The organism is Corynebacterium sp. HMSC05H05 (genome assembly GCF_001807265.1).
Taxonomy (GTDB): Bacteria; Actinomycetota; Actinomycetes; order Mycobacteriales; family Mycobacteriaceae; genus Corynebacterium.
This window is the reverse complement of record NZ_KV788388.1, coordinates 48,253-60,870: the sequence shown is the minus strand read 5'-3', so window position 1 is coordinate 60,870 and position 12,618 is coordinate 48,253. Positions and strand designations below refer to the sequence as shown.

12 protein-coding genes are annotated in these 12,618 nt (G+C 66.3%); 1 reads left to right on the top strand and 11 read right to left on the bottom strand.

The features are described 5' to 3' along the window. Nucleotides 1-90: 90 nt before the first annotated feature. Together HMPREF3151_RS05195 and HMPREF3151_RS05190 are read right to left on the bottom strand one after the other, a co-directional pair. Nucleotides 91-1,053, bottom strand: a complete 963-nt coding sequence (locus HMPREF3151_RS05195) for a nucleoside hydrolase (RefSeq protein WP_070474154.1) — start codon at nt 1,051-1,053, stop codon at nt 91-93. Continuing rightward, entirely contained in the window at nt 1,050-2,018 is a 969-nt protein-coding gene (locus tag HMPREF3151_RS05190; protein WP_070474152.1) for a bifunctional riboflavin kinase/FAD synthetase, read from the bottom strand. Before HMPREF3151_RS05190 ends, HMPREF3151_RS05195 begins: the two co-directional genes overlap by 4 nt. Before the next feature lie 31 nt (nt 2,019-2,049). On the opposite strand from HMPREF3151_RS05190, the gene truB reads away from it, so the two are divergent. After that, entirely contained in the window at nt 2,050-2,943 is an 894-nt protein-coding gene (gene truB, locus HMPREF3151_RS05185) for a tRNA pseudouridine(55) synthase TruB (RefSeq protein WP_070474150.1), read from the top strand. A 356-nt stretch (nt 2,944-3,299) separates the two neighbouring features. Here truB and HMPREF3151_RS05180 read toward each other — a convergent pair whose 3' ends face one another. The 9 genes from HMPREF3151_RS05180 to rimP form a co-directional block, all read right to left on the bottom strand. Then, entirely contained in the window at nt 3,300-3,962 is a 663-nt protein-coding gene (locus HMPREF3151_RS05180; RefSeq protein WP_070474149.1) for a 4'-phosphopantetheinyl transferase family protein, read from the bottom strand. Then, entirely contained in the window at nt 3,962-4,762 is an 801-nt protein-coding gene (locus HMPREF3151_RS05175; RefSeq protein ID WP_070474147.1) for a metallophosphoesterase family protein, read from the bottom strand. The genes HMPREF3151_RS05180 and HMPREF3151_RS05175 overlap by 1 nt, the downstream gene beginning before the upstream one ends. Next, nucleotides 4,759-6,096 (bottom strand): MATE family efflux transporter, encoded by a 1,338-nt coding sequence (locus tag HMPREF3151_RS05170; RefSeq protein WP_083290199.1) that lies wholly within the window; start codon nt 6,094-6,096, stop codon nt 4,759-4,761. The genes HMPREF3151_RS05175 and HMPREF3151_RS05170 overlap by 4 nt, the downstream gene beginning before the upstream one ends. After that, nucleotides 6,089-7,081, bottom strand: coding sequence for a DHH family phosphoesterase (locus tag HMPREF3151_RS05165; protein WP_070474143.1), 993 nt, complete (start codon nt 7,079-7,081; stop codon nt 6,089-6,091). The genes HMPREF3151_RS05170 and HMPREF3151_RS05165 overlap by 8 nt, the downstream gene beginning before the upstream one ends. Next, nucleotides 7,074-7,514 (bottom strand): 30S ribosome-binding factor RbfA, encoded by a 441-nt coding sequence (gene rbfA / locus HMPREF3151_RS05160; protein ID WP_070474140.1) that lies wholly within the window; start codon nt 7,512-7,514, stop codon nt 7,074-7,076. The genes HMPREF3151_RS05165 and rbfA overlap by 8 nt, the downstream gene beginning before the upstream one ends. Before the next feature lie 117 nt (nt 7,515-7,631). Next, the gene (gene infB, locus HMPREF3151_RS05155) at nt 7,632-10,469 is read right to left on the bottom strand and encodes a translation initiation factor IF-2 (protein ID WP_070474139.1); all 2,838 of its coding nucleotides are present in this window, start codon (nt 10,467-10,469) and stop codon (nt 7,632-7,634) included. A gap of 105 nt (nt 10,470-10,574) precedes the next feature. Further along, complete coding sequence (locus tag HMPREF3151_RS05150) at nt 10,575-10,907, bottom strand: YlxR family protein (protein ID WP_070474137.1); 333 nt, start codon at nt 10,905-10,907, stop codon at nt 10,575-10,577. Between the two features lie 143 nt (nt 10,908-11,050). After that, entirely contained in the window at nt 11,051-12,070 is a 1,020-nt protein-coding gene (gene nusA / locus HMPREF3151_RS05145) for a transcription termination factor NusA (protein WP_070474135.1), read from the bottom strand. Beyond that, nucleotides 12,067-12,618, bottom strand: a complete 552-nt coding sequence (gene rimP, locus HMPREF3151_RS05140) for a ribosome maturation factor RimP (RefSeq protein WP_070474503.1) — start codon at nt 12,616-12,618, stop codon at nt 12,067-12,069. The genes nusA and rimP overlap by 4 nt, the downstream gene beginning before the upstream one ends.

Genomic DNA, 12,618 nt, shown 5'->3' with positions numbered 1-12,618 from the left:
GGTTGTTTCAGTTCGCGTTCTACGGAAAAGTCTTCGCTGCGCCGCAACTGCCGCGAACCACAGTCAAATGGCGCAAGACCTTGGGAGAGGTTACACGACCGGGGTCTCGCGGGCCAAACCGGTCAACCGCCGCATGAACTCCTCCAAGAAGCCGGCAGTGTCCACCCCCACAGCCACAGCAGAGTGCTTGTCTTGGTCGTTGAGACGGGTCTCGTCGCCGATGGTACGCCCGCGAGTTTCACCCTCCACGTCCACCTTCATGTTGATGCCCAGGGTGTCCACCAGCCCCGGGTTGATCGCCACAGCCACCGCCAGCGGGTCGTGTAGACCGCAGCCGCCCAGGTGCGGCGAGGTGGTCTTGTACGCGTCGATGTAGTAGTTCGTGATGTCCGCGAGGAAGTTGCCGCCGGTGGTGCCCAGCTCGGACCACTTCGCGGTCTCGGCTGTGGTCAGCAGCGTCTTCAGCGTGACATCCAGGCCGATCATGGTGACGTTGCGCAGCCTGCGGAACATCAGGTCCGTCGCCTCAGGGTCCTGGTGGACGTTCGCCTCAGACCAGGGAGTGACGTTGCCCGGCACGGTGAGCGCGCCGCCCATCATCACAATCTGCGCACTCTCGCGGAACACGTTGGACGCCTCAATTGCTGCGGCAATGGTGGTGGACGGGCCGGTGGGCACAATCACCAAGTCGCTGCCGTACTGCGCCACTGATTCGACCAAGAAGTCCACGGCGGAGGTGTCCTCCACCTGGCGGGCGGCATCCGGGATCTCCACCTCGCCGATGCCGTTTTTGCCGTGGATGAACGCGGAGATCTCTTGGACCTCGAAGGAGTCCTTGGCGCGCGCGTGTCCGGGCCCGGCAAACACCGGCACGTCCGTGCGGCCGAACAGTTCCAGAATTGCCAGCGTGTTGCGCACGGACTCCTCCACCACGACGTTGCCGTAGGTGCAGGTCACTCCGATGAGGTCAACCTCCGGGGAGGCGAGGGCGTACGCGAGGGCGAGGGCATCGTCGATGCCGGTGTCCAGATCCAGGATCAGCTTGGTGGTCATGCCCCGAGAATATCGCGGGTGCGGGATACGTCGCGTGCCATGTGCTCCAAAAGCTCATCCACCGAGTTGAACTTGAGCATGTCGCGGACCTTTTCCACGAATTCCACGCGCGCCATCCGGCCGTACAGGTCCGCATCCCGGTCCAGCACGAAGGACTCCACGCTGCGCCGCGCGTCGCCGAACGTCGGGTTGGTGCCCACGGAAATCGCCGCCGGGTAGCGCACACCGGGCTGCATGTCGCCGTCGATGGCTCCCTCGTCGATGATTGTCAGCCACCCCGCGTAGACGCCGTCTGCGGGCACCGCCGAGGTGTCGGAGGCGTACTGGTTCGCCGTGGGGTAGCCCAGCTCCTTGCCGCCGCGTCCCGCACCGCGCTCAATCGGAGCAATAACGGAAAACGGCCGACCCATAAAATCGGTGGCCAAAGCGACGTCGCCGCCGGAGAGGTGGTCGCGGATGGCGGTGGAGCAAATGCGTACCTCTCCCTCGCCCAGCAGCTTGACGATGGTCACGTCCACGCCCGCCTGCTCCCCCAGCTGCGCCATGTCGGTCGCGGTGCCGGCGGCGTCGCGGCCGAAGGTGAAGTTCTCCCCCACCAGCACGTGCTTCGCGCCCAGGGTGGAAACCAGCACGTCGTCCATGTACTGCGCAGGCGTCAGGCCCGCGAGCTCTTCGCGGAAGTCGATGACCAGCAGCGCGTCCACGCCGAGTTCGGCGATGTGGCGGGCGCGCTCGTTGAGAGGCATCAGCGCCCGCGGCGCGTGTTCCGGGGCGAAAATGGTCACGGGGTGCGGGTCGAAGGTCATCACCACGCACGGCACACCGAGCTCGCGAGCGGTGTCCACCGCTTTGGAAATGAGCAGCTGGTGGCCCCGGTGCACCCCATCGAACACACCGATAGTGACCACCGTGCCGGTTTCCGCGAAGGAATCCGGCACGCTCGAAAGCCCGCGCAGAATATCCACGGGGACTTAGGGTACGGCATAATCCCGAGGCATGAACGATCCCCTCTCCACTTCCGGAATCGTCGTCGTGGACAAGCCCGCCGGCATGACCAGCCACGACGTTGTCGCCCGCCTGCGCCGCATCTTCGGCACCCGCAAGGTCGGCCACGCGGGCACGCTCGACCCCATGGCAACCGGGGTGCTGGTGGCGGGCATCGAACGCGGCACGAAGCTGCTGGCCCATCTTGTGGCTGAGGACAAGGTGTACGAAACCACCATCCGACTGGGCGCGTCGACGACGACGGATGATGCCGAGGGCGCGATCGTCGACAAGCATGATGCCTCTGGTGTGACCGATGAGGCGATTCGCGCCGAGGTGGCGAAGCTGACCGGCACGATCATGCAGGTGCCGTCGAAGGTGTCCGCGATCAAGATCGGCGGGCGGCGCGCGCACGAGCTGGTGCGCGCCGGCGAGGAGGTGGACATCCCCGCGCGTGAGGTGACCATCCACGCGTTTGACCTGGGCGAGATCCGCCGCGACGGCGAATACGTGGACGTCGACGCGCGCGTGCACTGCTCTTCCGGCACCTACATCCGCTCGCTCGGGCGCGACCTCGGCGCTGCCCTCGGGGTCGGGGGGCATTTAATTGCCTTACGACGCTCCCGCGTCGGCTCCTTCGCCCTCACCGACGCACGCACCCTCGAGCAGCTCGAGGACGCCGCCGAGCTGTCCCTGAGCCTGGACGAGGCGCTGGTCCGCGCGTGGCCGGTGCTCGACGTGACGGCCGAAGAGTACGACGCGCTGGCCATGGGCAAGTGGCTGGAGCCGCGCGGGCTTGGGGGCGTGCACGCGGCGGTGGGCCCGGACGGGCGCGCGGTGGCACTGGTGAAGGAAAAGGGTAAGCGCTTGGCAACGGTGTTCGTGGCGCGCCCGTCGACGTTGTAGGGGTGCGGCCTGGGCGGTTACGCGCCTGGCTCGGTCTCCGCTCCCGCGTTCAGGCCCCATCCCGCGGATCCGCGCCTACGTCCGCGCCCCGGTCCCCTCGCTCGACCCCATCCCGCGCCTACGTCCGCGCCTCGATCCCCCTTCGCTCGGCCCCCAATCCCGCGGATCCAGCTAGTAAGACCCAGCTATCGGCCAAAATATGGCGATTAGCTGGATCCTTGTAGCTGGAAACAGGAGCCGGGGGCGGCTGGGCGGGCAGCGCTCGGGGCCAGCTGGGGGCAGCGCTCGGGGCCGGCTGGGCGGGCAGAGGTCGGGCGGGCCAGTGCTGAGAGACGCCCGGCCACAACCCCGCCCAACTACCTCACGTAGGTGGCCGTGACCACGTAGCCGCAGCGCTCGACCCAGCGTCCCTCGAACAGCGGCACCGGGGCGGGGCGGGCCAACAGCTGGGAGGTGAAGGATCCGTCGGTGCGCAGCTCGATTTCGGCTTCGTCGAAGTCGAGCCAGCGCCGTGTCATCGGGTACCAGCACTTATAGGTGGCTTCCTTGGCGCAGAACAGCAGGCGATCGGCCCACCTGTAGCCGTCCGACTGCAGGCGCTGCACCATCGCCATCTCGGTTTCGCTGGCGATGGAATGCAGCACCCCGTCCGGGAGCGGCTCGGCCGGCTCGGCGTCTAGGCCCATGGAGCGCACGTGCCGGGTGGAGGCTGCCACGGCGGCGCGCAGCCCGTCGGTATGTGTGAGCGAACCGGTGAAACCCTCCGGCCACAGCGGCATGCCCCACTCCCCGCGCAAGATGGCCCCGGCCGATTCCACGCCGAGTTCGCGCAGTGCTTGGTGGGCGCACCAGCGGGCATCGCCGAATTCGCCCTTGCGCACGTCCACGGCGGCGCTGACCTCCTTGCGCTCGTCGGGGTGCAGGTCCTCGTAGCGGGTCAGGTCGACGGCGTCGGTTTCGTCATCCGTCAGGTAGAACACGCAGCGTGCCTCGGGAGGGAACAGCGCAACGTCTTGCATCACTGCTCAACCTCCATGACCGGGTACGGGAACGGCTGCGCGGACGGGTGGCGCTCCCATTCACGCGGATAGCCGAGAGACGCTTCGATGTGCTCGATTCCGGCGACAGTTGTCACCCCCGGCATGTGCAGGTGACCGTACACGACCGCCTTCGCGTTGTAGCGCTGGGGCCAGGTTCGCGTGTGCCGGGTGCCGCACCACAGGGCGATGTCGGACCACTGCATGCGCTGGACCGGTTCCTGGACCAGCGGCCAGTGGTTAATCAGGATCGTGGGGCCGTTGATGCGGGAGAGCCGCTTGGTGGTGTACGCCAGCCGGTCCCAGCACCAGGCGCGGATGTCCACGAAGGGGGCGATTGCGACCTCGTCGGTCATCACCACGTTGTTCTCGTGCGCGGCGGCGAGCGCTTCTTCCACGGTGAGGTTGCGGGCGCGGAACGAGTAGTCGTAGAGGGTGAACAACGGGCAGATGGTCACCCCGCCGAAGACCGGGTAGCGGTCCTCCGGGGTGATTACGCCGATCGAGCGCATCGCCTGCACCAGCATCGTGTATTTCTCGCGTCCGCGGTGCCTGTCGGCGGAGCGGCAGAACAGCTCGTGGTTGCCGGGAACCCACACCACGGTGTGGAAGCGGTTGGCCAGATCCTCCATCACTTGGATGATCAGCTCCGGGCGCTCGGCTACATCACCAGCGACGATGAGCCAGTCTGAGGGGTCGGCCGGCTGGATTGCGTCAATTTTCGGGCCGTTGCGCTTCACCGCCGCGTGCAGGTCGCTGACGGCCCAGAGCGTGGTGGTCATTCCTCATTCTTACCATCCGCACCAGACACGGCCCACCGCATTGAGCGGAATCTCCACACCACGCCAATCAATCGCGCGACTACCTGGGCCAGCTGCCCGACCCAGATGCCGGCGAGCCCCCATCCGAATGCGCCAGCGGCCAGGATGATCGGCAGCGCCACACCAAGCAGCGAAAACAGCGTGAGGTTGCGCAAGAACGCGGCGTCGGCGGCACCGAGGAGCACGCCGTCGAGAGCGAAGACCGCCCCTCCAACCAGGATCATCCCGATGAGCAGGAACCAGGGCACCCGGAGCGTATCTACGACTTCCGGGTCGGACGTGAAAATGCTCTGGATCGGCACAGCGAATACCGCGAACACGGCAGACAGCGCCACCGCGAAGATCATGGAGTATTTCAGCGCCTGTAGCCCAACGGCGCGCGCCTGCTGCGCTCCCCCGCGGCCCAGCGCGGAACCGGTCAGGGTCTGCGCCGCGATGGCCAGCGAGTCCAGCACGAGCGTGAGGAAGTTCCACAGCTGCAGCATGAGCTGGTGCGCCGCCAGCGCCACCACCCCGATCCGACCCGCGACAGACGCGGCGGCCAAAAGCGAAACCTGGAAGGACAACGAGCGCAAGATCAAATCCCGCCCTAGCACCAGTTGGCGCTTGATCACGCTCCACCGTGGCGTCCAGCTGCCGCCATACCTGGCGTTTTCTCGCACCAGCACCACCACAAACAGCGCGGAGGTGATGCCCATGCCGATCACGTTCGAGACAGCCGAGCCGACCAGGCCGTAGCGCCCCACCAAGATCGGCAGCAGTATCGCGCCGGGGACCAGCCCGCACAATGTCAGGTAAAACGGTAGCTTCGTGTTCTGCACCCCGCGCATCCAGCCGTTGCCGGCCATGATCATCAGCGTCATCGGCACCGCGATGACCGCCACGCGCATCCATTGCGCCGCACGCACGCTCGTGTCGTAATCGTTGGCGAGTGCTTGGGCGAGGGGTTGCGTGAACAGCCCGACAATGAGCGCCAGCAGCGTGCCGACGCCTAAAGCCACCCATGTGGCTTGCACACCCTCAGCCACCGCTTTGTCGCGCCGCCCAGCGCCAAAAAATCGCGAGCTGCGCGCGGTGGTGCCGTAGGACAAAAACGTCAGCTGCGTCGTCACCGTCGATTGGATCGCGGCACCCGCGGCGAGTGCGGCGAGTTGGGCGGTGCCGAGGCGGCCCACCACTGCGGTGTCCAACAGCAGGTAGAGCGGGTTCGCCGCCAAAACACCGAGGGCAGGCAGGGCGAGCATCAGGATCTCGCGGCCCATCGAACGTTGTTTTGCTGGTTGCCAGTTACTCATCGGGCTCCGGGAAAGCGTCGAGAAGCTTGCGGATGACCTCGTTGCGGGTGCCGGTGGCGGAGTAGCCTGCGGCCGCCCAGTGGCCGCCGCCGCCGAGCTGCTGCGCGACGGCGGAAACGTCCACCACCACCGAGCGAAGCGACATCGCCCAGTGTTTCGGCGCCTGTTCTTTGAGCACCACGCCGACATCGGTGCTTTCTAGCGAGCGGGCGTAATCGATGATGGACTCCACCGCCGTCTGGCTCATGCGCGAGTGGATCCCCGCGGGGATCGTCAACACCGCAACGGACAGGCCCTTCGTGGGCACAATCTGGGTTTTCGCCAGCACCTCGCCCATCAGCTGCATGTCCACCGGCCCCATGGTGTCCATCAGGTCGAGCGCGATCTGACGGGTGTCCAGCCCGTACTCCATGAGCTCAGCCGCGAAGACATGCATGCGCGGTGTGCCCCAGCGGAAGCTGCCCGTGTCCGTGACTAGTCCCGCGTACAGGCCGTAGGCGATGTCCGGGTCCAGCTCCACGTCGAGGTAGCCCAGCAGTTCGCGGACCATCACCGTGGTGGATTCGCTCTCCGCAATGACGTTCATGCCGCCGAAGCCGGGGTTGGTGTTGTGGTGGTCGATCACGATGACCCGCGAGGGGTCGTCCATGATCGCCGGCATGAGCGAGCCGGTGCGGTCCGCAGAGGCGCAGTCCACGGTGACCACGAGGCCGTCGTCAGGCAATGGCTCACCATAAACTATGCGGTCCACGCCCGGGATGGTGCGCATGTTCGCCGAGTGCGGCAGCGGCTGGCCGATGTAGACCTGCACGTCCTTGCCCAGCTTCTCCAGACCAAACGCCAGCGCACAGGCGGAACCGATCGCGTCCGCGTCAGGCTTGATATGCGCGACCACCGAAATCTTCCCGGCTGCGCGCACACGGGAGGCGGCGGCCTTGAACTGCGCCGCCGCCTCCGGGAGGTATACCGGTGGCGTGTTAGACATCGTCACCTGTGCGCTTGTAGGGGTCGCTCTCGCCCGCCGGCTTTGCGTTCGCGCGCAGTTTCGCCAGCTCCTCATCGCGGGCGCGGGCCCGGTTGAGCAGCTCCTCCATGTGAGCGGAGGACTCTGGGACGGTGTCGCGCTCAAAGGAGATCGTCGGGGTAAAGCGCACGCTGAGCTGGTCGCCCACGATCTTGCGGATCTGCCCGCGGGCGCGGTGCAGCGCCTCGGCGGCCTGGTCGTAGTCGGGTTCGTCGTTGATGTCGCGGCCGCGCACCGTGTAGTAGATGGTTGCGTCGTGCAGGTCGCCGGTGACGCGGGTGTCGGTGACAGTGATCAGCTCCAGGCGCGGATCTTTGACTTCACGTTCGATCGCGGATGCGACGATCGTCTGAATCTGCTTTGCCAGGCGCTGTGCGCGAGGGTTGTCAGCCATGCTCAACTCCTTTGTCCGAAACTTTCAATAGTGTAACCCCCGCCCTGCGCAGGTTCGCGCGGAGCGGGGGTTGGCGTCGCTAAGCAATTGCTTTGCGACGGTGGTCACGCGGCAGAGCTAGTCGCGCGGGACCTCGACCATCTCGTAGGTCTGGATGATGTCGCCCACCTGGATATCCGGGTAGGACAGCACCATGCCGCACTCGTAGCCCTTGGCCACCTCGTTGACATCGTCCTTCTCGCGGCGCAGCGACTCGATGGTCGCGTCCGGGGTGATGACGTTGCCGTCGCGGACCAGGCGCAGCTTCGCGCCACGCTTGACCTTGCCTTCGGTGACCATGCAGCCGGCGATAAGGCCGACAGCGGAGGCCTTGAAGATCTGGCGGATCTCCGCCTCGCCCAGGTCGCGCTCCTCGTAGATCGGCTTGAGCATGCCCTTGAGAGCGTTCTCGACTTCCTCGATGGCCTGGTAGATCACCGAGTAGTAGCGGATTTCCACACCCTCGGCGTTGGCCTCCTCGGTGGCCTTGCCGTCGGCACGGACGTTGAAGCCGACGATGATCGCGTCCGACGCCGCTGCGAGAGTGACGTTGGTCTGGGTCACGGCACCGACGCCACGGTCGATGATGTTGACCTGCACCTCGTCGTCGACCTCGATCTTGAGCAGGGCCTCCTCCAGGGCTTCCACCGAACCGGCGTTGTCGCCCTTGAGGATGAGGTTGAGCTGGTTGCGTTCCTTGAGCGCCTGATCCAGGTTCTCCAGGGAGACACGCTTCTTCCGGCGGGCCTGCATCGCCGCACGCTGGCGGGCGTCGCGCTGCGCCGCGATCTGGCGGGCAACGCGGTCGTCCTCGACCACGAGCAGGTTGTCGCCCGGGCCGGGAACACCGTTGAGGCCCTGGACCTGGACCGGACGGGACGGGCCCGCCTCTTCCACGTCGTCGCCCCACTCGTCGACCATGCGGCGCACGCGGCCGAAGTTGCCGCCGACGACGATGGAGTCGCCGACACGCAGCGTGCCGCGCTGCACGATGACGGTGGACACCGGACCGCGGCCACGGTCCAGGTGGGACTCGATGGCCACACCCTGGGCATCCATGTCCGGGTTCGCCGTCAGCTCGAGAGCAGCGTCCGCGGTGAGCAGCACTGCCTCGAGCAGGTCGTCGATGCCGGTGCCCTGCTTCGCGGAGATGTCGATGAACATCGTGTCGCCGCCGTACTCTTCCGGCACCAGGCCGTACTCAGTGAGCTGGCCGCGGATCTTGTCCGGCTGAGCCTCCGGCTTATCCACCTTGTTCACCGCAACCACGATCGGCAGCTCCGCCGCCTTGGCGTGGTTGATCGCCTCGACCGTCTGCGGCATCACGCCGTCGTCCGCCGCCACGACCAGGATGGCCAAGTCCGTGGACTTGGCGCCGCGGGCACGCATGGCGGTAAACGCCTCGTGGCCCGGGGTATCCAGGAACGTGATCTTGCGAGGCTGGTCTTCCAAGGTGACCTCGGTCTGGTACGCGCCGATGCCCTGGGTAATGCCGCCGGCCTCGCCGCGACCCACGTTCGCTTTGCGGATCGAGTCCAGAAGACGGGTCTTACCGTGGTCGACGTGGCCCATGACGGAAACCACTGGCGGGCGGTGCTCAAGCGCCTCTTCGCCGCCTTCGTCCTCGCCGAACTGCAGGTCGAAGGACTCGAGCAGCTCGCGGTCCTCGTCCTCAGGCGAGACGATCTGCACCTCGTAGTTGATCTCGGCGCCGAGCAGCTGCAGCGTGTCCTCGGACACGGACTGCGTCGCCGTCACCATCTCACCCAGGTTAAACAGCGCCTGCACCAGCGACGACGCATCGGTGTTGATCTTCTCCGCCAGGTCGGACAGGGTCGCACCTTGGCGCAGGCGGACGGTCTTGCCGCCGCCGTCGGGAAGACGAACGCCACCGATGACGTTCGGCTTGTGCATCTCCTCGTATTCAGCCCTCTTCTGGCCCTTGGACTTGCGGCGCTTGCCGGGTGCACCACCCGGACGGCCGAATGCGCCTGCGGTGCCGCCGCGACGGCCGCCGCGACCGCGGAAACCGCCACCCGGTCCACCGAAGCGTGGGCCACCCGGGCCGCCGCCACGGCCACGACCGCCACCGCGACCACGGCCACCCGGGGCGGCCGCCTTCGACGGCATCTGTGTCGGGGACGGACCTGCAGGCATGTCCGCCGGGGATGGACGGGAGCCGCCGCCCTGACGTGCGCCGCCAGGACGCGGGCCGCCCTGGCCCTGGCCGGGACGGCCGCCACCCGGACGGCCACCACCCGGACGCGGCGGACGCTGACCGCCGCCGGAGTTGGACGAGAACGGATTGTTCGCTACACGCGGACGGCCCGGCTTCGGCACCGGACGCGGCATAGCGCCCGGGGTCGGCGCGCCGCCCTTCGCGCCCGGCTTCGGTGCACCAGGCTTGGGCGCACCGGGCTTCGGTGCACCGGGTTTAGCTGCACCGGGCTTGGCGGCCGCGGGCTTGGGCGCACCCGGTTTCGGGGCACCCGGCTTCGCAGCCGCAGGCTTCGGCGCACCAGGCTTCGGGGCACCCGGCTTCGCAGCCGCGGGCTTGGGCGCACCGGGCTTCGGGGTACCAGCCCCCGGAGCCGGCTTATCGCCCGCCGGCTTCGCCTGCGCAGCTGCGCCGGGCTTCGGGGAGGCAGGCTTCGGAGCCGCTGCCTTCGCACGGTTCTGGCCCGGCTTCTTCAGCGGCGGCTTCTTCGGCGCAGACTCGGCCTTCTTCTCGTCGGCAGCGTCGTCGCCGCCGGCCTGCTTGGCGTAGTGCGCCTTCATCTTCTTCACGACGGGCGGCTCGATAGTCGACGACGCCGTCTTTACAAACTCGCCCTGCTCCTTGAGCGTGGCAAGCAGTTCCTTACTTGTTACGCCGAGCTGTTTCGCCAACTCATGAACGCGTAGCTTTCCGGACACGTATCTCCTCTTCGTTGTTGCTAGGAGCAGTGCCCTTCCGGCTACCTGCCCCTAGACGTGGTCAGTGACATTCATCGCTGATGCTGCTTCATCGTTGCGTACTCATCAGTGTTCAGTCTTTCCTTTTTCGTCTGGGTCGTTTACCTCGTCGCAATTGCTTTGCGACGACGCAAGGTACGTACGTACATGACCTAGGTCCACCGCAGTGGACAGACGGAGCGCCCGCCCGAAGGCACGGCGTTGTTCCGCCAGCTCGACCGCATCCATAGAGGGCGTGATCCACGCTCCCCGACCAGGAAGTTTCCTGCCCGGGTCTGCGAGCACCCGCCCTGGCACGTCCGGATCGGCAACGACCCGCAGCAGCTGGGTATCCGGCTGCGCGGTGCGGGTAGCGATGCAGGTTCGGGTGCGGATCGGCTGCTTACGAGCAACACCCATCCGCGTCCCTTCCTTTCTCGCACGATCGTCGTCGCCGCACCTGAACGTGCGGACACAAAAGCCGTATAACACTGTACGCCAAAACCCGCTGGATCTATATTTCCAGCGGGTTTCCTGGTTACAGCGGTGTAATTCCCTACAAACTACTCGGCCGCGTCCGCGTCGGAGCGGATGTCGATCTTCCAACCCGTCAGACGCGCCGCGAGGCGAGCGTTCTGGCCTTCCTTGCCGATAGCCAGCGACAGCTGGTAATCCGGCACCGTCACGCGGGCCGCCTGCGCCTCGAGGTCCAACACCTCGACGGAGACCACCTTCGACGGGGCCAGGGAATTGCCGACGTACTTGGCGGGGTCCTCATCCCAGTCGATGATGTCGATCTTCTCACCGCCGAGTTCGGACATGATGTTGGTCACTCGCGCGCCACGGGGGCCGATGCAGGCACCCTTGGCGTTGACGCCCTTGACGGTTGCGCGCACCGCAACCTTGGAGCGGTGGCCCGCCTCGCGGGCGATGCCGACAATCTCCACGGAGCCGTCCGCGACCTCCGGCACCTCGAGCGCGAACAGACCGCGCACAAGTTCCGGGTGCGTGCGCGACAGGTTCACCTGCACACGCTTGTCGCCCTTGTTCACGCCCACGACGTAGGCCTTGATGCGGTCACCGTGCTTGAGCTTTTCACCCGGGATCTTCTCCGCCGGCAGCAGGATGCCGTCCTGCGGGTCCGCTTCGGTGCCCAGCTGGACGATGTTCAGACCGCGAGCCTCCGCCTGCGCGTCGCGCTGCACGATGCCGGAAACCACCTGGCCCTCGAAGCCGGAGTACTCGTCGTAGACGCGGCCAGCTTCTGCCTGGCGCAGGCGGCCCTTGATGGCGTCGCGCACGGCGACGGAGCCGATGCGCGAAAAGTTCACCGGGGTGTCGTCGTACTCGGAGACAACCTCCCCTTCGGCATCCAGTTCGCTGACAATCACGGCCACATCGCCGGTTTCAGTGTCGATGTCGACGCGCGCCTTAGTGCTGTCCTCCCCCTTGGCAGCGACGTCATCCTCCTTGAACTCGCGGTAGGAAAACAGCAGCGCGTTCGCGATGGTCGCCAGCAAATCCTCCATGGCGATCCCCTGCTGTTCCTCGATCGCCTTCAGCGCGTTCAAGTCAATATTCACTTGTGTTCCTTTCCTTCCGCCGCAGCGGCCTCAAGCTCTTCAAACGCCCGATCCGCCAGCTCCGTTTCGGCTGCCGGCGGGGCATTGAACTCAATTTCTACCACTGCTCCCGACAATTCAGAAACCGGCGAAACGCGAACCTCCTCCCCCTTTTTCGTCGCACGTACCAGCGCCACCTGAGTCTCCTCCGCGTTTATCGGCCCCACACGCCACTTCTCCCCGCCCACCTTGACCTTGCGGCCGCGGTTGCGGCGGAAGTGCCGCGCCTCAGTCAACGGCAGGTCCACGCCCGGGGTTGTCAGCTCCAGGGTGTATCCCGCGCCGAAGCTGACCTCACCGCGTTCCTCGGCGTCGTCGAAAAGCGTAGAGAGCTCCTTGGACACCTCCTCAAGGTCGTCGAGCGTCGGGTGCTCGTCCGAATCCAGCGCTATGACCACCTGCGACTTCTTGCCCGCCTTGACCGTGCGGATCTTCTCAATGTCCATGCCGTAGGTGCGCGCAACCGGTTCAACCATGCGCTCGATTGCCTCGTTCGTGGGAAAAGCCAT

Excerpts from the sequence above, each read along its gene's own strand:
- HMPREF3151_RS05180 (WP_070474149.1), bottom strand. The coding sequence starts at position 3,962 with ATGCAAGACGTTGCGCTGTTCCCTCCCGAGGCACGCTGCGTGTTCTAC.
- truB (WP_070474150.1), top strand. The coding sequence starts at position 2,050 with ATGAACGATCCCCTCTCCACTTCCGGAATCGTCGTCGTGGACAAGCCC.
- HMPREF3151_RS05150 (WP_070474137.1), bottom strand. The coding sequence starts at position 10,907 with ATGGGTGTTGCTCGTAAGCAGCCGATCCGCACCCGAACCTGCATCGCT.
- HMPREF3151_RS05195 (WP_070474154.1), bottom strand. The coding sequence starts at position 1,053 with ATGACCACCAAGCTGATCCTGGATCTGGACACCGGCATCGACGATGCC.
- rimP (WP_070474503.1), bottom strand. The coding sequence starts at position 12,618 with ATGGCTTTTCCCACGAACGAGGCAATCGAGCGCATGGTTGAACCGGTT.
- HMPREF3151_RS05175 (WP_070474147.1), bottom strand. The coding sequence starts at position 4,762 with ATGACCACCACGCTCTGGGCCGTCAGCGACCTGCACGCGGCGGTGAAG.
- rbfA (WP_070474140.1), bottom strand. The coding sequence starts at position 7,514 with ATGGCTGACAACCCTCGCGCACAGCGCCTGGCAAAGCAGATTCAGACG.
- HMPREF3151_RS05165 (WP_070474143.1), bottom strand. The coding sequence starts at position 7,081 with ATGTCTAACACGCCACCGGTATACCTCCCGGAGGCGGCGGCGCAGTTC.
- HMPREF3151_RS05170 (WP_083290199.1), bottom strand. The coding sequence starts at position 6,096 with ATGAGTAACTGGCAACCAGCAAAACAACGTTCGATGGGCCGCGAGATC.